Here is an 18,281-nt window from a genome sequence, read left to right on the forward strand (position 1 = left end):
TTGGGTGAATGGCGCTGCGGCAGGCCCGGATCGCGACCGCAGCACTGTTCCTCACCAACGGAGCGCTCTTCGCCAACCTGCTCCCGCGGTATCCGGAGATCAAGGCGGACCTGCAGCTGTCGAACGCGGTCTACGGCGCGGCGATCGCTGCGTTCTCCGGCGGTGCGCTCGTTGCCGGTCTGACAGCGGCGGCGTTGATCCGGCGGTACTACTCGTCGCGGGTCGCGGTGGCCGGCACCATCGGCATCGCGGTGTTCGTCGTCGTCGCGGGTCAGGCCACGTCGCCGGTCGTGCTCGCCGCGGCGTTGTTCGTCGCGGGCGCGTCCGACGCGATCACCGACGTCGCGCAGAACGCGCACGGGTTGCGGGTGCAGCGCAACTACGGCCGGTCGATCATCAACTCGTTTCACGCCGTGTGGGCGGTCGGCGCGATCCTCGGCGGCTTGATGGGAGCGGCCGCGATCGCGTTGCACATATCCCGCGCAACGCATTTGACCGTTGCGGCCGTCGTGTTCAGCGCGGTGGTCGTGATCGCATACCCGTACCTGCGGCGCGGCCCTGACCACGATGACCACCCAGCGGCGCAGTCGGCGGGCGGGGACGGCGCCGGCGTCGCGGTGTATGCGACCCTCGTCGCGCTGGTGATCATCGCGATCGCGGGAGCCACGGTCGAAGACGCCGGAAGTTCCTGGGCCACATTGTATTTGCGCGACAGTCTGGGTGCCCCGGGGCCGGTCGCAGCGTTTGGGTATGTCGCGCTCGTCGGGTTCATGTTCATCGGCAGGATGATCGGTGACCGACTCGTCGACCGGTTCGGGGAGCGCTCGGTGGCACGAGCCGGCGGGTTCATCGCCGCGGTGGGAATGGGTGCCGCACTGGCATTTCCGACCGCGCCGGGGACCATCGCTGGCTTCGCGGCCGCCGGCTTCGGTGTCGCGACGCTGATACCGGCCGCGATGCACGGCGCGGATCAACTGCCAGGCTTGAGGCCGGGCACAGGGCTGACCGCGGTGACGTGGCTGATGCGCGTCGGCTTCTTCGGCGCACCGCTGATCGTCGGAGTCGTCGCCGACGCGACCAGCCTGCGTATCGGACTGCTGTCCGTTCCGGTCGCAGGCCTGTTGGTGATCGCGCTGTCCGGTGCGCTCAGCTCACGGCTGCCAGCTCGATCGTGAGCACACCCGCGACGATGAGCGCGATACCCGCCGCCATCGTCCAGGTCAGTGGTTCGGAGAACAGGAACCGGGCGAGGATAGCGACCAGCGCGACGCCACATGCTGTCCACACGCCGTAGGCGATGCCCACCGGCATGCCCCTCGACAGCGACACCGACAGCAGATAAAACGACGCGACGTAGCCGGCGATCACGGGCACCAGCCAGGCCTTCTTGCGGAAGCCGTCAGAGGCGCGCAGCGCCAGCGTCGCGACGACCTCGATCAGAATTGCGCCGGTCAGCGCCCACCACATCACGATTCGTCCGCAGCCGCGTGCGGGGAACCGAACTCGACGAGCAGCACACCAGCGATGATCAGCCCGATGCCCGCCGCGATCGGCCACGTGAAGCGGTCACCGAAAATCAGCGCGGCCAGCACCGCTGTACCAACAGTGCCCAGCGCGCCCCAGATCCCGTAGGCGACGCCGACGGCCATTCCAGTACGCAACACCATCGTCAGCAACACGAACGCACCGACGTAGCCCACGACGACCACGACGAGCCACGCCGAATGGTCTTGGGATGCCCGCAAAGACAACGTCGCCGCGACCTCGATCACAATGGCCGCGGCCAGCAGCACCCACTTCCGCACGCCGTTCAAACTATCCGACGTCGTATTCCACCAACGGCGTGCACAGCACCTCGGCCGCTTGTGGCGCTGATTAGGGCTGATAGCCCGTACGATCGTGCGGATGGCAAACGCAGACACGGTGGTCGACACCGTTGACGGGCCGATTCGTGGAAGCGACGACGGCCTGGTCAAGGTGTGGAAGGGCGTGCGGTACGCCGCTGCCCCGACCGGCGACCGGCGGTGGCGGGCGCCCGAGCCGCCCGAGCCGTGGCGCGAGGTCGCCGATGCGACCCGGTTCGGACCAGTCTGCCCGCAACCGGTCGAGCCGCGGATACCCATCGACCTTGGCGCGCCGCAAGGTGACGACTGCCTGACCCTCAACGTTTGGGCATCCTCGGATACCGCTGCGGGCGACCGGAAGCCGGTGATGGTGTGGATTCACGGCGGCGCCTACATTTTCGGCTCGGCGACCCAACCGCTCTATGACGGCACGGTCTTGAGCGCTGATGGCGAGGTTGTGGTCGTCACCGTCAACTATCGCTTCGGTGCCTTCGGATTCCTCGATCTGTCGACGTTTTCCACGCCGACGCGGCGCTTTGACTCCAATCCCGGCCTGCGGGACGTGATCCTGGCCCTGCAGTGGGTGCGCGACAACATCGCCGCATTCGGCGGCGACCCCGGTCGGGTGACACTGTTCGGCGAATCGGCGGGCGCAGGCATCATCACCACGCTGCTGACCACCCCGGCCGCCGCCGGGCTGTTCAGCGCCGCGATCGCGCAGAGCTCGCCTGCCACCTCCGTGTACGACACCGTCCGTGGCCGGCGGGTCGCCGAAGAGTTCCTCGAGACGCTGGGCTTAGGGCCCGACCAAGTCGATCGGTTGGGTGATGTACCGGTCGAAGCGATCGTGACGGCCTCGCGGGCGCTGTTCAACGACGTGCCATTGCGTAGCCCGGGACTGCTGGCCTTCGCGCCGATCGTCGACGGCGACCTCGTGCCCGATTATCCGGTCAAGCTGGCGCGCGAGGGCCGCTCGCATCCGGTGCCGTTGATCATCGGCACGAACAAGCACGAGGCGGCCCTGTTCAAGTGGATGAAGTCGCCCCTGATGCCGATCACGCCGCATGAGATCCGGCGAATGTTCGCCGAGATGGCTGCCGAACAACCCGATGTGCAGCTGCCGACCGAAGAGGCCATCGGGGCGGTTTACCGCAGTCGGCGCACCAAGACCCGGGGGATGGGAGTCGCGCGTGATGTGGGCTTCCGGATGCCGTCGGTGTGGCTGGCCGAGGGGCACAGCGCTGTCGCGCCGGTCTACCTGTACCGCTTCGACTGGTCCACGCCGATGCTGAAGGCGATGGGAATCGGCGCCACCCACGCCACCGAATTGCCCTACGTCTGGGGCAATTTGATCGCCGGACCCAAGGACTTCACATTCAAACTGGGTGGGCTGAAGACCGGTGCCGCCGTGTCGGAGCGGATGCGGGCCCGCTGGGTCAACTTCGCGGTCGAGGCGAAGCCCAACGGTCTACCCGGCGAGCCGGTTTGGCCGCCGTATCACGAATCGGATCGCGCCTGTCTGATCATCGACAAGCGGGACGCGGTCGTGAACGATATCGATCTGCACATCCGGGCCACCTGGGGCAACGCGGTACTCAACTTTCGGTAGTTGACCCCCGCGCCGTTAAACTTGCCACCGGAGGTGTCGAGGTGGACCTTTCAAAGGCATTCTCGGACGTGCTGCCACCGCTGATGCACGACCCCGTGATGTTCGCGGTCCCGTTCTTTCTGCTCTTCTTGATCATCGAGTGGAGCGCCGCCCGCAAGCTCGCGCACACCGAGGCGGAGCGCGCGCCCGCGGGTGCATACCTGAAGCAAGATGCGTGGGCGAGCATCTGGATGGGCCTGGTGTCGGTCGGGACCAGCGGGCTGCTCAACGGCCTCGCCCTGTTCGGATACGCGGCTCTGTACGTCTACGTCGCGCCGTGGCACTTGCCTGCGACGCAGTGGTACACGTGGGTGATCGCGATAGTCGGCGTGGACCTTCTCTACTACGTCTATCACCGGATGGCCCACCGGATTCGCCTGATCTGGGCGACCCACCAAGCTCATCACTCCAGCCAGTACTTCAACTTCGCCACCGCGCTGCGGCAGAAGTGGAACATCAGCGGCGACGTGTTCCTGCGGGCGCTGCTGCCGCTCTTCGGTGTTCCGCCGTGGCTGGTGTTCCTGTCTTTCTCGATCAATCTGATCTACCAGTTCTGGATCCACACCGAGCGCATCGACAGGCTTTGGCGGCCAATCGAATTCGTCTTCAATACGCCGTCACACCATCGGGTGCACCACGGCATGGACCAACAGTATCTGGACCGCAATTACGGCGGCATCTTCATCCTGTGGGACCGGCTGTTCGGCAGCTTTCAAGCAGAGACCACACGCCCTCACTACGGTCTCACCAAACAGGTGGACACGTTCAACGTCTGGAAACTGCAGACGTACGAATACGTGGCGATCGCCCGTGACGTGCGAGGCGCGACACGCTGGCGCGACAAGCTCGGCTACATCTTCGGTCCGCCCGGCTGGGAGCCTGCCCGTCGGCTCGATGTCGATGGCGGCCCAGCCGCGGACGAATCGGCCCGAGTTCGCGCATAATTCCCCGCTCGACGCAGCAGTATTGGACTTATGGATGTCAAAGAGGTCCTGCTGCCCGGTGTGGGTCTGCGTTTCGAGTTCGAGAACCGCGACGGCGACCGCATCGGCGTCGTGGCCAAACGCACAGGCGAGTTCGAGGTCGTCGTGTACCCCAAGGAGGATCCCGACCAGGCCCAGCAGGTGTTCCGGCTCACCGACGAGGAGGGCGAGGCGCTGGCCCAGATTCTCGGCGCCCCGCGCATCGCTGAGCGCTTCGCCGATCTGACTCGCGAAGTACCCGGGCTGCGCGCCGGACAGGTGTCGATCCGACCCGGCAGCCCGTTCGTCGACCGGCCGCTCGGCGATACCCGCGCCCGGACCCGAACGGGGGCATCCATCGTCGCGATCGTGCGTGACGACGAAGTCCTCGCCTCGCCCGGGCCGGCCGAAATTCTGCGGGCCAACGACGTGCTCGTGGTCATTGGCACGGATGACGGCATCGGCGGTGTCGAGAACATTGTTAGCCGAGGTTGAGCGATGCAGGTATCGGCGACGCTGCTGCTGGAGCTCGGCGTCATACTGGCCGTGCTCACCGTGCTGGGCACCGCCGCACGCCGATTCGCGCTGTCGCCGATCCCGCTCTACCTGATCGCCGGGCTCGCCCTCGGCGAAGGTGGCATCGCGCCGATTCCGGCCGCTGCGCAATTCGTCAGCACCGGCGCCTCCATCGGCGTGGTGCTGCTGCTGCTCACCCTGGGGCTTGAGTTCTCCATCGGTGAGTTCGCCAGCAGCCTGCGCCGCCACCTGCCGTCGGCGTGGGTGGATCTATTGCTCAACGCAGTGCCGGGTGCGATCGCGGGCTGGCTGCTCGGCATGGGTGGCGTAGGCATCCTCGCACTGGCAGGCGTCACCTACATCTCGTCGTCGGGCGTGATCGCGCGCCTGTTGTCCGACCTGCGTCGGCTCGGCAACAGGGAGACCCCGGCGGTGCTGTCGATCCTCGTACTGGAGGACTTCGCGATGGCGGCCTATCTACCGCTACTCGCGGTCCTGGCCGCGGGCGGCACCTGGCTGCAGGCGCTGTTCGGCATGGCGATCGCGGTCGCGGCACTGTCCGTGGCGTTCGTCGCGTCCTACCGATGGGGACATCATGTCGGCCGGATCGTTGCACACCCGGACAACGAGCAGACGCTGCTGCGCATCCTCGCCCTGACGTTGATCGTCGCCGCGCTGGCCGAACTCGTGCATGCGTCCGCGGCCGTCGGCGCGTTCCTGGTCGGCCTCACGCTGACCGGTGAGTCAGCGCACCGCGCGCGAATGGTGCTGAGTCCGCTGCGCGACTTGTTCGCCGCGATCTTCTTCCTGGCCATCGGTGTGTCGGTCGATCCGATGGATCTGGTGCCGATGCTGCCCGCAGCGTTTGCACTGGCGGTGGTGACAGCCATGACAAAAGTGCTGACCGGTCAATTTGCCGCCCGCAGTGAGGGAGTGGCCCGCCCCGGTCAGCTACGCGCGGGGACCGCGCTGATCGCTCGCGGCGAATTCTCGTTGGTCATCATCGGGCTCGTCGGCGCGTCGTTCGAAGCCGTCGAAGCGGTGGCCATGCCCTACGTTTTCATCCTTGCCATGGTGGGTCCGGTGCTGGCCCGGTTCACCGGCGGAAAACCCGCGGCCGTCCGCTGATCGCATCGCGTAGTGTCCGCGGTGTGGAAACGGTGTTCGATGCCCACGTCGATCGCGGGATGGTCGAACGCTCGCTTGCAGCAAGCACCTTCGGCTCGATGTGGCTCGACATGCCACGGCCGCAATACCCGGCGCTGACCGGGCTGACCAGTTGCGACATGCTGATCGTCGGCGGCGGCTACACCGGGCTGTGGACCGCATTGCATGCCGCACAGCGCAATCCGGACCGGCGGATCGTGCTCATCGACGCCGAGCGCATCGGGTGGGCCGCGTCCGGCCGCAACGGCGGTTTCGTCGACGCCAGCCTGACTCACGGCCGCGAGAATGGAAAAAACCGCTGGCCCAACGAAATCGACAAACTCGATGCGATGGGTCGACAGAATCTCGACGGCATGCAGGACGAGATCCAACGACTCGGCCTCGACGTGGAATGGCAACGTAGCGGCATGCTCTCGGTTGCCACCGAGCCACACCAGGTCGACTGGCTCGCCGACGCGGCGGCGCAGGGGGAGGGGCTGCTGCTCGGCCGCGAGCAGGTGCGCGACGAGGTTTTTTCGCCGACGTACCTCGCCGGCCTGTACAGCCCCGATACGTGCGCGATCGTCCACCCCGCCAAGCTGGCGCTCGAACTCGCCCGCGCCGCAGCCGATGCCGGCGTGCGGATCTACGAGCACACCAACGCGACACGGCTGGACTCCGGCGTGGCGGCCCTGCGTGTGCATACCGCCGCGGGGACCATCACGTGCCGACAGATCGTGCTCGCGACGAACGTCTTCCGCAGTCTGTTGCGGCGCAACCGGCTCCACACCGTGCCGGTGTACGACTACGTGCTGGCCACCGCGCCCCTCACCGACGCGCAACTCGACCGCATCGGCTGGCGCGGCAGACAGGGAATCGGCGACTGCGGCAATCAATTTCACTACTACCGGCTTACCATGGACAACCGGATCGTATGGGGCGGTTACGACGCCGTCTACCACTTCGGCCGCAAGGTCGACACCGAATACGAGGACAGGGCCGCCACCTATCGGCGGCTGGCCGCGCACTTCTTCATCACCTTCCCTGCGCTCGACGACATTTCGTTCACGCACCGCTGGGCAGGTGCAATCGATACGAACACCCGCTTCTGTGCGCATTGGGGGCTCGCCCGCGATGGCCGGGTCGCCTACGTCAACGGGTTCACCGGGCTCGGCGTGGCCGCCGCCAGGTTCGCCGCGGATGTCTGCCTGGATCTGCTGGACGGCGAACCCACCTCCCGCACGGAGTTGGAGATGGTGCGCAGGCGGCCGATGCCGTTCCCACCCGAGCCGCTCGCCAGCATTGGAATCGAGGCGACGCGGTGGTCGCTGAATCGTGCCGACCATGCGGCTGGACGTCGCAACGTGCTGCTTCGCACACTCGACGCCCTCGGACTGGGCTTCGATTCCTAACCGTCCTTCGATGCCTCATCCGGTAGCAATGCGGCAGTGCTGTAACACCCTCGAAGTCGGCCACGATGAGCAATCATGTGAACCGGTTATCCGGGGGGCCGAGGATGATTGTGAATTCGGTCGCTTGGGTATAGCGGTCCGCAACACGCCGGTACGCTTGACAAACTCACTTGAAGATCGGGGGCGACATGCACCGACGGTGGTTGCGCTTTCTAGCGGCAACGGTTGCCCCGATTGTCACGCTGCTGCTGCTGCCGTCGGCGGCGTCGCAAGCCAATCCTGGAACCGTGGTCTACCCGGGCATGGAAATCCGCCAGGGCACCAACGTCTGCACGCTGGGTTTCGTCGACCCGCAGGCGCGTGTCGCGTTCACGGCAGGCCACTGCCGGGGCGGCGGTCAGGTCGGCGACAAGGACGGCAACTTCGTCGGCACGCAAGCGTTCTTCCGCGACAACACCCCTGACGGCGCCACAATTGACACCAATCACCAGATCGCCGATTGGGAAGCCGTCACACTGGCCCCCGACGTCCAGGTCAACAACGTTCTGCCGGGTGGTCGGGTATTGATCGCCGACCCGGGCTTCGTGCCGGTCGCCGGACTGCCGGTGTGCCACTTCGGTGTGATCACGGCGGAAACTTGCGGGACGATTCAGGCCGTCTACAACGGCTGGTTCACGATGGCCAACGGCGTGGTGAGCCAGAAGGGTGACTCCGGCGGACCGGTCTATACGGTCACGCCGGACGGCCACGCCGCGATCATCGGGATGTTCAACAGCACCTGGGGTCAGTACCCGGCGGCCGTCTCCTGGCAGTCGGCCAGTCAACAGGCCCGCGAAGACGTCATCACCGCCGCGTCCGGAACCGTGGGCGCCCCACCGCCTTTGCGTTAACGGACAAGCTCGAAAACCGGGATCGACGGGGCGGTGGCCCGCAGTTCCGCGTCGGTCGACTCTGGCGTCAGTCCGCCCACATGGCCCTTGACTTCCCAGTACCAGCGGTCGAGGTAGCGCCTGAGCAGCTGCGGCTTCGCGTCGTCGGCGACCTCGGAAATGCGGACTTCCCGGCTGCGCCGGCGCGGCCCCATCTCGACAACGCCGGCCGCCCGCGCGTTGCGCGCCCACTGGGTGTTTCCCCGCGGCGACACGACATAGTCGCGCCCGTCGACGGTCAGCAGGTTGATCACCACGCCGCGGAGCTTGCCGGTCTTGCGTCCGCGGACACGCAGCGCCCGGGTTCCGGCAAGGCTGACGCCGGCCTCGGCGAGCCAGCGGATGAGCCCGTTGCCTGCACGAGCGGCGAGGTTCGGTGCGTCATAGCGCGTGGTCATGGTCGTTCCCTTCAGTCTTCGGTTAATAGAGAGCAGTGCTCTCTATTAGAGTGGCACGACGCAGCCTGAAATTCAAGAGCAGTGATCTCGGTTTGTGTCACACTGGGGCAATGGGCAAGCGACAGGAGACCCGCGAGCGCATCGAAAAGCAGATCATCGAGCTCGGCCGGCGCCATCTGGTCACCGAGGGCGCCGCCGGGCTCTCGCTGCGGGCGATCGCGCGCGACCTCGGCATGGTGTCTTCGGCGGTGTACCGCTACGTCGCCAATCGCGACGACCTGCTGACATTGCTTCTGGTCGACGCCTATTCAGAACTGGCCGACGCCGTCGACCGTGCGCGTGACGGGGTCGATGGGTCATGGCGTGACGAGGTGACGGCCATCGGATACGCGGTGCGGCAATGGGCGACTGAGCAGCCGGCCCGCTGGGCACTGCTGTATGGCAGCCCGGTGCCCGGGTATCACGCTCCGAGGGAGCGCACGGTTGGCCCGGGCACTCGGGTGGTCGGTGCGTTGTTCGACGCGATCGCGGCTGGTATTGCCGGCGGCGACATACCGAAGATGAAAATGGCTGTGCCCCAATCCTTGTCATCCGATTTCGATCGGCTGCGCGCCGAATTCGACTTTCCCGGTGACGACTCGGCGGTAGCGAAGGGCTTCGTCTTGTGGGCGGGTTTGGTCGGAGCGATCAGCCTTGAGATATTCGGCCAGTACGGCGCGGACACCCTCACAGAACCGGGGGCCGTGTTCGACGTTCAGGTGCGGTTGCTGATCGACATGCTAACCGCGTAGCGGCTGGCGGCGCTCCGCCCGCGAACGTTCCGTACCGCACGAAATTTGAGCGAAATTTCGTGCGGTACGGAACGTTCGTCACACAAGATAAAGTCTTGACTTATATAAGGCGTAGCTCTATCTTATCGAGTGTGCACGCGTTCGACGTTCTCGGTGACCCGGTGCGGCGCCGAATCCTCGAACTGCTCGCCGACGGTGAGATGCCGGCGGGCGTCATCGGCACCGTCATCCAGGACGAGTTCACGATCAGCCAGCCCGCCGTCTCGCAACATCTGAAAGTATTGCGGGACAATGGATTTGCGTCGGTCCGCCCTGATGGACAGCGGCGGCTGTATGCGGTAAACGGCAACGCAATGCGCGATGTCGACGAATGGCTCAGCGCATTTCGCCGGTTCTGGACACCACGCCTGGACGCGTTGGCCACGGAAGTCGCACGCGGTAAACGGCAACAACAAAGGGGCGCAACATGATTGAGATCGACGTGGACCACCAGGTCAAGGCTGTTCAGCGCGACGTCGGGACCCGCACGATCGACACCGGCGAGGCGCACGTCATCACCGTCAGTCAGTCCTACGGCACCGACCCGGCAGACCTCTGGGATGCGGTCACCAATATCGACCGCATTCCGCGGTGGTTCCTGCCGATTTCCGGCGACCTGAAGGTTGGCGGCTCCTACCAGCTGGAGGGCCACGCCAGCGGGACCATCCTGTCGTGCGATCCGCCGGAAAACTTTGCCGCCACCTGGGAGTACGGCGGCAATGTCAGCTGGATCGACGTCAGCATCAAGGGCGAGGGTCCCGACCGGGCGCGTTTGGTAATCGAACACATCGTCAAGGCGGACGACGAGATCTGGTGCGAGTTCGGCCCTGGCGCCATGGGGATCGGCTGGGATTCCATGGTGCTCGGGCTGGCCATCCACCTGAGCACCGGCGAATCCATCGACCCGTCGTTCGGGCAGCAGTGGACGGGCACCGAGGACGGTCGCCACTTCCTGACGATGTCCGGCGAAGAGTGGTACGCCGCGAACGTCGCCGCTGGAGAGGATCCCGCGGGGGCGAGGGCGTTGGCCGATCGATGCCTCAAGGCCTACCTGGGCGAGGAACTAAACTAGAACACGTTCTAGCCAGAGCGCGACGTCGGCGATATTCTCAAGGCGATGCCCGACCAGACACCTGTCCAGATTGCCTGGGTGACGCAGGACCTCGACGCCACAGAAACGACGCTGACCGCGTTGTTGGGTGCCAAGAAGTGGATCAGGATGGCGGGCGTCCACTTCGGCCCGGAGTCATGCACGTACCGCGGCGAGCCCGCGGACTTCATCGCCGACATCTCGCTGAGCTATGCCGGTGACACCCAACTCGAACTGATCGCACCGGTGTGCGGTGAGAGCATCTACACCGAGTTCCTCGACCGCTGCGGACCTGGTTTACACCACATCTGCATCGAGGCCGACGACGTTCAAGCCGCGCTCGACGAGCGCGACGCCGAGGTGGTGCAGCGTGGCGTGATGCCCGGCGGAATCGAGTTCGCCTACGTCTCCGCCGCGCAGGCAGGCGTGCCGTACATCGAAATCGCCCATATCTCGCCCGAGATCCGGGCGTTCTTCGACTACGTGAAACAGGAGCAAGCGTGACCAGCCAGATTCCGGAAACCGTCAGTGCGGCCGACGTGACGTCGTGGTCTGACGAGTTCGACGTCGTGGTCATCGGGTTCGGCATCGCTGGTGGCTGCGCGGCGGTCAGCGCCGCCGCGGCGGGTGCGCGGGTGCTGGTGCTCGAACGTGCTGCGGCCGCCGGCGGCACGACGGCGATGGCCGGCGGGCACTTCTATCTCGGCGGAGGAACCGCGGTGCAGCAGGCCACCGGCCACGCCGACAGCGCCGAGGAGATGCACAAGTACCTCGTCGCCGTGTCGCGCGAACCCGAGCACGACAAGATCAGGGCCTATAGCGAGGGCAGCGTCGAACACTTCAACTGGTTGGAGGACTTGGGTTTTCAGTTCGAGCGCAGCTATTACCCACAGAAGGCGGTGATCCAGCCCAACACCGAAGGCCTGATGTTCACCGGCAACGAGAAGGTCTGGCCGTACAAGGATCAGGCGGTTCCCGCGCCGCGCGGGCACAAGGTGCCGGTGCCCGGCGATACCGGAGGCGCCAGCATGGTGATCGACCTGCTGCTCAAGCGCGCCGACAACCTGGGCGTGCAGATCCGCTATGAGACTGGGGCCAGCGCACTGGTTCTCGACGATGGCGCGGTCGTCGGCGTGACGTGGAAGCATTTCCAAGACAGTGGTGCGATCCGGGCCAAGGCCGTGGTGATCGCGGCCGGCGGCTTCGTGATGAATCCCGACATGGTCGCCCAATACACGCCGAAGCTGGCCGAAAAGCCGTTCGTGCTCGGCAATACCTACGACGACGGGCTCGGCATCCGGCTTGGCGTTTCGGCCGGCGGCGCCACCAAGCACATGGATCAGGCGTTCATCACCGCTCCGGTCTATCCGCCGTCGATCCTGCTGACCGGGATTATCGTCAACAAGCTGGGCGAGCGGTTCGTCACCGAAGACTCTTACCATTCGCGGACTTCGGGTTTCGTGATGGACCAGCCCGACAGTGCGGCGTATCTGATCGTTGACGAGGCGCATATGGAGCGCCCGGAGATACCGCTGATCAAGTTCATCGACGGATGGGAGACCGTCGAGGAAATGGAAGCGGCGCTTGGCATTCCGCAGGGGAAGCTGGTGGCCACGCTGAACCGGTACAACGAGTTTGCCGCGCGCGGTGAAGATCCGGACTTTCACAAGCAGCCGGAATTCCTTGCGCCGCAAGACAAAGGACCATGGGGCGCATTCGACCTGTCGCTAGGGCATGCGATGTACTCGGGCTTCACCGTCGGCGGATTGGCCACCAGCGTCGACGGTCAGGTGCTCCGCGAGGACGGCAGCGTAGTTCCCGGCCTGTATGCGTCCGGCGCGTGCGCGTCGAACATCGCCCAGGACGGCAAGGGCTACGCCAGCGGAACGCAGCTGGGCGAGGGTTCGTTCTTCGGCCGCCGCGCCGGGGCGCACGCGGCCTCGTTGCGCTAAACCGGCACGGATTCGACAGGGTCCAAACGCCATTCGCCTTCGCCGAGAAGGCGCAGTTGCTTGTCGTGATGCTGTTCGACCGAACTGCGGTGACTGACGCTGACCAGGATCGTGTCCGGAAGCTCGCTGCGGACGAGCTCGTACAGCGTCAGTTCGAGGCCTTCGTCCAACGCCGAAGTCGACTCGTCGAGGAAGACGGCCTTGGGCTTGGTCAACAGCACGCGGGCGAACGCGATGCGCTGCTGCTCACCCGGTGAGAGCACCTTGGCCCAGTCCTGAACCTCGTCGAGCCTGTTGACGAGATTTGGGAGCGCGACTTTGACCAAGACGTCCCGCAGAACGGTGTCGCTTATCGCCCCCTCCTCGTTCGGATAGGACACGACTGCGCGCAGGTCGCCGAGCGGGACGTAAGGCAGCTGCGACAGGAACATGGTCTCGTTGGGGCCGCACGGTCTGGTCAGCGTGCCCGAGCAGAACGGCCACAACTCCGCCAAGCTTCGCAAGAGCGTGGTCTTGCCGCTGCCCGACGGGCCCGTGATGACCAATGAATCGCCGATCTCGAGTCGCATGTCGAGCGGCTTGACGAGCTGGCGCCCGTCGGGTGTGCGAACCTCGATGTCGTCGAGCTGGACCGTGCCGTCGACACAGGCCGAGGTCGTCACTTCCGGCAGCGCCCGACCTTCTTCGTTGGCGACCACAAGGCCGTGAAGGCGGATGATCGCGGCCCGGTACCCGGCGAACTGGTCGTAGGCGTTACGGAAGAACGACAACCCGGTCTGAATATTGCTGAACGCCGACGAGGTTTGCGTGATGTCACCGAGCTGAATCTGCCCGTCGTAAAACCGCTTGAACTGCAAGACACTTGGCGGCAGCACGATGATCTGGCTCATCGTCAGGTTCCAGCCGTAGAAGCCAACCATCCGGTTCAGGTAGCGCTTGTAGTTGTCGACGACGGGCGCGAAGAGCCGCCGCAGCCCTGTACGCTCGGCCACCTCGCCACGGTAGAAGGCGACCGCCTCGGACGCATCGCGCAATCGCACCAACGCGTAGCGGAACGCGGCGTTGAACTTCTCGTTCCTGAAGGAAAGCCAGATGATCGGCCTGCCGATCCAGAACGCGATAACTGTGGCGACGAGCACATAGGCGATCAGGAACCAGAACAACGCCCTCGGAATGGCGACCCCGACGATGGGCAGCGTGAGTGTGCCGGACAGATTCCACAGGATCGCGGCGAAGGAAATCATCGATGCGATCGCCTCGACCGCGCCGAACAGCAGCGTGGCGCCCGACGTGTTGTTGGGAGTGTTGGGCAGCGGCCCTACACCCGCGGTGAAGATGTCGACGTCTTGCTGAATGCGCTGATCCGGGTTGTCGATCGTGTCGTCGATGAACCGGGCGCGGTAGTACGCCTTTCCATCAAGCCAGTCGCCGGTGAGCCGATCGGTCAACCAGGCACGCCACCTCAGCATGAACCGCTGCGTGAGGAACAGATCCAGCATCACCCGTGCGACGTGGATGGTGACCAAGATGCAGAAGATCAGGGTGGATATCCAGAAGCCGTCCTTGCCGGAGTCTTTAACGGCTTGGTCGTTACCCGTTATGCCCTGGGCAACCACCTGCAAGCTGGTCATCAAGTCGTTGCCCTGGTAGCTGAGGAGCACGTCGATGCGAACGCCGGCGATGACGGAGAGCAACAGGACTCCCAGCCAGATCCAAATTCTGACGCTCTCCGGGCCCTTGAAGTACTCGCCCGTGATGCGCCAGAACTGCCTGCCCCACACGGTGAACCTGGCGATCAGCACCAGGATTATCAGGGTCGCCACGGCCGCGATCGCCCACGCCTGGGCGATCCACCACAGCGATGCCGTCAGCTCGTTGCCCCAGTCAAGCGTTGGGGTGAACATATCCATTCCGGCAAGGTACCTCGACTCGCTATTAGCAGCGTGCCTGGAGGCGTCAACCAGCGGTGGTGAGTCGGTCGAGCCGCCAGTCTCCGTCGCCGACAAGCTCGAGCTGATGGCCGTGGAATTGCTCCAGCGTGGTGCGGTGACTCACGCTGACCAGAATGGTGTCCGGTAGCTCGGCACGGATCAGTTCGTAGAGCATCAGCTCGAGGCCCTCGTCCATCGCCGAGGTCGATTCGTCGAGGAACACCGCACGCGGCCGGCTCAAGAGAATTCGCGCGAACGCGATTCGCTGCTGCTCGCCGACCGAGAGCGCTTTGGCCCAGTCGCGGGCCTCGTTGAGCCGGATGACCAGATGCGACAGGGCGACCTGGACCATGGCCTGCTGGATCTGCCGATCGGTGAGCTCGCCGTCGGCGTGCGGGTATGACACGGCGGCGCGCAGGTCGCCGAGGGGAATGTAGGGCAGCTGCGGCACGAACATCGCGTCTTCCCTCCTCGATGGAAGGTGCACACGGCCGGATACGAACGGCCACAGTCCAGCGAGGCTCTGCAGGAGGACGGTCTTGCCGATACCCGACCGACCGCTGATCAACAACGCGTCGCCGGGATCGAGGCTGAGATCCAGGCTGCGCACGAGTGGCTCGCCGTCGGGTGTGCGGACTTCGACGCCGTCGACCCGAAGGCCGCCGTCGGCCGAGACGACGGTCGTGACGGCAGTGAACGCCCCGGCGCGCGAGTTCTCGTCGACCAGCCCGTCCAGACGGATGATCGCCGCCCGATAACTCGCGAACTGGTCGTATGCATTGCGGAAGAAGGACAGCGAATCGTGGATCGCGCCGAACGCGGTTGAGGACTGCCATACGTCACCGAACGAGATCTGGTGGGCGAAGAGCCGTTGCGCCTGAACCAGCCACGGCAGCGGGTTGATCGCTTGACCCACCGACAGGTTCCAGCCCGTGAACAGCACCACGCGGTTCAGCCAGTTGCGGTAGTTGTCCATCACCGACAACAGTCGGCCGGTGAGAAGGCTGCGTTCGACGTTCTCACCGCGGTACAGGCCGATGGCAGCGCTCGCATCCCTCACCCGCACCAGCGCATACCGGAAGCCGGCATTGCGAAGTTCGTTCAAGAAGCTCAGCCGGATCAAGGGCCGGCCGATGACGAACGCGACGATGGTGACCGCGAACACGTACGCGATGACGATCCAGAACAGCGCTTTGGGGATCGTGAAGCCGGCCAACGTAAGCGGGCCGGAGAGCCGCCACAGGATCACGCCGAACGAAAACACCGACAGCACAGCCTCGACGGCGCCGAACAGCAATGTATTGCCCGAATGGTTCGCAGGGTTGTTGGCCTGACCGCCCACACCCGCGGTGAAGATGTCGATGTCCTGCTGGATGCGTTGGTCGGGATTGTCGATCGGCTGACGCGAAAACTGACTGCGGAAGTATGCGAAATCGCCGAGCCAACCGTCGATGAAGCGGCGGCTCAACCAGATTCGCCACCGCATGATGAACCGCTGCGTTACGTATAGGTCGGCGAGCAGCCTTATGACATAACAGGTGGCCAGGACGGCGAACACACCCATCGTCGTCCAAAACCCGTGTATGCCAGTCATTCTCGACGACTCACCCTGGAACGCGACCTGAAGGGCGGTGAACAAATCGTTGACCTGATAGCTGAGCAGCACACTGATCCGAACCGATAGGATCGACGACACCAGCAGCACGGCCAGCAGCGCCCATACGGGCAGGCTCTGCCTGCCCTTGAAGTACTCACCGCTGACGCGCCAGAACTGGCGTCCCCACTCGGTGAACCGTCCGATCACGGCGAGCACCACGATCATGCACACCGCGGTGAGCACGAACACCTCTAGCACCCATACACCTGAGTTGAAGACCTCGTGGCTCCAGTCGATCGACGGCCTGAACGTGGTCATCGGCGCCCCCTCCCTCTAGGCGAACGTAGCCCGCAGGTGAGCGACGAGAGGATGGGCGTCGACGTCAGCTCGGGAAAGACCCAGGTAGCCGTCCGGGCGTACGACGTATGACGACGGACCGGAAGCCTCGTAGGCCTTGGCGAACTCGCCAGCTGAATCCCTGATCAACGGCACGTCGGTGGCGGTGACGTCTGCATCCGGTGCCGCGATCAGGTACACGTCCATCAGGCCGTGACTTGCCTTGATTGCGGCGGCCGCGGTCCGCTCTAGCACCTCGACGTCGACGGGGCCGTCTGGCGCGTAGAGCAACAACGTGTGCTCGCGGCGGCCCAGCAGGTCGAACAGCCGCAGCGGACCGGTGACCGCGTCCCGGGTCAGGCCCGTCGCGTCCGGTGCTCTGGCACCCGCGCCGACAGGGCCCGATGTAGCCGACCCAGCGGCTCCGGCCACGATCGGACTACCCGCGTAGTCGATGAGTAGCTGTCCTTCGCGGCGGATGACGAAGGTGGGATCGGTCGAGTCGGCGCCGATGCCCTCGCGCGCACTGCGCACCGTGCGGCCGACGACCTCCTCGCCGACAGGCCTGCGTTCGGCGTCGTAGCTGTCGAGCAGGCCGTCGGCGGCATGCCCTTCGACCGCGAGCGCCAACTTCCACGCCAGGTTGTGAGCGTCCTGGATGCCGGTGTTCATGCCCTGCGCGCCGGTCGGCGGGTGGATGTGCGCGGCGTCGCCGGCGACGAAGACGCGGCCGCGGCCATAGGTGTCGACGATGCGATGGCTGATGCGGAACACCGAGGACCAGCGCAGGTTGCGGACGGTCGTCGGTTCGGGGGAGAGCCGGTCCAGCACGGCCTGGATGTGGTGCAGTTCGGGTTTGCGTCCGCCCTCGAAACCATGCGCGACGCCGGTTGTCGATGCGGCGCTCAGCTCGTCGGGGACGAGCATCGACATGCGGTACCGGCTGCGGCGGCGATGAGCGCTTGCGCGAAGAGCATCAGGATGAGCGCTTGCGCGAAGAGCATCAGTCTGGGGCAGCGGGATGCATACCAGCAGGTCGTCGGTCTTGCCGTCGGTCTGGTGCATCGCCCGGACGCCGTAGCCGGGCGGGATGGACCAGTCCACCTCGACATCGCCGAGCATGTACTGCTCTTCGAACGCCGCGCCTTCGAACGTCAGGCCAAGCGCCTTGCGCACGGTGCTGTGTGCCCCGTCGGCGCCGACCAGATAGGCGGCGCGCACGGTCCGCGGGCCCTCGTCGACATCAAGCGTGGCGGTCACGCCGTCGTCGTCCTGGCTGAACCCGGTCAGCGGTACTCCGCGCTCGACGTGTACACCGTGCATGGCGAGTTCGTCGCGCAGGATCTTTTCGGTGGCGTATTGCGGGATCGCGATGAAGCCGAATGGAACGTCGGCGGGCAAGGCCAGGTCGAGCTGCGCGGTCTTTTCGCCGTTGACGTACACGATCTGACCGCGCATTTGGATGGCCGCGTCGAGTATGCGGCGCAGGACGCCCATGCCTTCGAACACTTCGAGCGTGCGGGGTTGCACACCAACGGCTTTCGCGTACAGCGGAGGCTCGCGCAGCGGGTCGACAATGCGGCAGTCGATACCGCGTCGGGCGAGTTCGATGGCTGCGGTCAGGCCGATGGGCCCCGCGCCGGCAATGAGGACTTGAGTTTCTGGGGTGGCAGCCACTGCGTGATTATGC

18 protein-coding genes are annotated in these 18,281 nt (G+C 65.3%); 12 read left to right on the forward strand and 6 right to left on the reverse strand.

Annotation, left to right across the window (positions count from 1 at the left end):
• The first annotated feature begins 8 nt into the window (after positions 1–8).
• Positions 9–1,175, forward strand: coding sequence for an MFS transporter (locus tag VJV41_RS07535; protein ID WP_325332671.1), 1,167 nt, complete (start codon positions 9–11; stop codon positions 1,173–1,175).
• Here the strand turns inward: VJV41_RS07535 and VJV41_RS07540 are convergent.
• Positions 1,147–1,467, reverse strand: a complete 321-nt coding sequence (locus VJV41_RS07540; RefSeq protein ID WP_325332672.1) for a multidrug efflux SMR transporter — start codon at positions 1,465–1,467, stop codon at positions 1,147–1,149. The genes VJV41_RS07535 and VJV41_RS07540 overlap by 29 nt on opposite strands.
• Positions 1,467–1,805, reverse strand: coding sequence for a DMT family transporter (locus VJV41_RS07545; protein ID WP_325332673.1), 339 nt, complete (start codon positions 1,803–1,805; stop codon positions 1,467–1,469). The genes VJV41_RS07540 and VJV41_RS07545 overlap by 1 nt, the downstream gene beginning before the upstream one ends.
• Before the next feature lie 100 nt (positions 1,806–1,905).
• On the opposite strand from VJV41_RS07545, the gene VJV41_RS07550 reads away from it, so the two are divergent.
• From VJV41_RS07550 to VJV41_RS07575, 6 genes are all read left to right on the forward strand, one after another.
• Positions 1,906–3,453: a carboxylesterase/lipase family protein gene (locus VJV41_RS07550; protein ID WP_325332674.1), complete on the forward strand. Its 1,548-nt coding sequence runs from the start codon at positions 1,906–1,908 to the stop codon at positions 3,451–3,453.
• A 41-nt stretch (positions 3,454–3,494) separates the two neighbouring features.
• Positions 3,495–4,436 carry a sterol desaturase family protein gene (locus tag VJV41_RS07555; RefSeq protein ID WP_325332675.1) on the forward strand — a complete coding sequence of 314 codons (942 nt, stop codon included), beginning with the start codon at positions 3,495–3,497 and terminating at the stop codon, positions 4,434–4,436.
• A gap of 30 nt (positions 4,437–4,466) precedes the next feature.
• The gene (locus VJV41_RS07560; RefSeq protein WP_325332676.1) at positions 4,467–4,949 is read left to right on the forward strand and encodes a cation:proton antiporter regulatory subunit; all 483 of its coding nucleotides are present in this window, start codon (positions 4,467–4,469) and stop codon (positions 4,947–4,949) included.
• A 3-nt stretch (positions 4,950–4,952) separates the two neighbouring features.
• Positions 4,953–6,098 (forward strand): cation:proton antiporter, encoded by a 1,146-nt coding sequence (locus VJV41_RS07565; protein WP_325332677.1) that lies wholly within the window; start codon positions 4,953–4,955, stop codon positions 6,096–6,098.
• A 23-nt stretch (positions 6,099–6,121) separates the two neighbouring features.
• Positions 6,122–7,528, forward strand: coding sequence for an FAD-dependent oxidoreductase (locus VJV41_RS07570; protein ID WP_325332678.1), 1,407 nt, complete (start codon positions 6,122–6,124; stop codon positions 7,526–7,528).
• A gap of 188 nt (positions 7,529–7,716) precedes the next feature.
• Positions 7,717–8,418: a hypothetical protein gene (locus VJV41_RS07575; protein ID WP_325332725.1), complete on the forward strand. Its 702-nt coding sequence runs from the start codon at positions 7,717–7,719 to the stop codon at positions 8,416–8,418.
• Here VJV41_RS07575 and VJV41_RS07580 read toward each other — a convergent pair.
• Positions 8,415–8,855, reverse strand: a complete 441-nt coding sequence (locus VJV41_RS07580) for a nitroreductase/quinone reductase family protein (protein WP_325332679.1) — start codon at positions 8,853–8,855, stop codon at positions 8,415–8,417. The two genes, VJV41_RS07575 and VJV41_RS07580, sit on opposite strands and share 4 nt — an antisense overlap.
• 110 nt (positions 8,856–8,965) lie before the next feature.
• Between VJV41_RS07580 and VJV41_RS07585 the strand changes: the two genes are divergently transcribed.
• The 5 genes from VJV41_RS07585 to VJV41_RS07605 all read left to right on the forward strand — a co-directional run bounded on the left by VJV41_RS07585 (position 8,966) and on the right by VJV41_RS07605 (position 12,727).
• Positions 8,966–9,646, forward strand: coding sequence for a TetR/AcrR family transcriptional regulator (locus VJV41_RS07585; protein WP_325332680.1), 681 nt, complete (start codon positions 8,966–8,968; stop codon positions 9,644–9,646).
• Positions 9,647–9,777: 131 nt separating this feature from the next.
• Positions 9,778–10,116, forward strand: a complete 339-nt coding sequence (locus VJV41_RS07590) for a metalloregulator ArsR/SmtB family transcription factor (protein ID WP_325332681.1) — start codon at positions 9,778–9,780, stop codon at positions 10,114–10,116.
• Complete coding sequence (locus VJV41_RS07595; RefSeq protein ID WP_325332682.1) at positions 10,113–10,757, forward strand: SRPBCC domain-containing protein; 645 nt, start codon at positions 10,113–10,115, stop codon at positions 10,755–10,757. The genes VJV41_RS07590 and VJV41_RS07595 overlap by 4 nt, the downstream gene beginning before the upstream one ends.
• 45 nt (positions 10,758–10,802) lie before the next feature.
• Positions 10,803–11,279 (forward strand): VOC family protein, encoded by a 477-nt coding sequence (locus VJV41_RS07600; protein ID WP_325332683.1) that lies wholly within the window; start codon positions 10,803–10,805, stop codon positions 11,277–11,279.
• A complete protein-coding gene (locus tag VJV41_RS07605) occupies positions 11,276–12,727 on the forward strand; it encodes an FAD-binding protein (RefSeq protein ID WP_325332684.1) in 1,452 nt (483 codons plus the stop codon). Before VJV41_RS07600 ends, VJV41_RS07605 begins: the two co-directional genes overlap by 4 nt.
• Here the strand turns inward: VJV41_RS07605 and VJV41_RS07610 are convergent.
• The 3 genes from VJV41_RS07610 to VJV41_RS07620 are packed head-to-tail and all read right to left on the reverse strand — an operon-like array spanning position 12,724 to position 18,268.
• A complete protein-coding gene (locus VJV41_RS07610) occupies positions 12,724–14,637 on the reverse strand; it encodes an ABC transporter ATP-binding protein/permease (protein ID WP_325332685.1) in 1,914 nt (637 codons plus the stop codon). The two genes, VJV41_RS07605 and VJV41_RS07610, sit on opposite strands and share 4 nt — an antisense overlap.
• Positions 14,638–14,683: 46 nt before the next feature.
• Positions 14,684–16,573, reverse strand: coding sequence for an ABC transporter ATP-binding protein/permease (locus VJV41_RS07615; protein WP_325332686.1), 1,890 nt, complete (start codon positions 16,571–16,573; stop codon positions 14,684–14,686).
• Positions 16,574–16,588: 15 nt separating this feature from the next.
• Positions 16,589–18,268: an FAD-dependent monooxygenase gene (locus tag VJV41_RS07620; RefSeq protein ID WP_325332687.1), complete on the reverse strand. Its 1,680-nt coding sequence runs from the start codon at positions 18,266–18,268 to the stop codon at positions 16,589–16,591.
• Between the last annotated feature and the right edge of the window lie 13 nt (positions 18,269–18,281).

This window comes from Mycobacterium sp. (assembly GCF_035274705.1).
In the GTDB taxonomy this organism is placed as follows: Bacteria; Actinomycetota; Actinomycetes; order Mycobacteriales; family Mycobacteriaceae; genus Mycobacterium.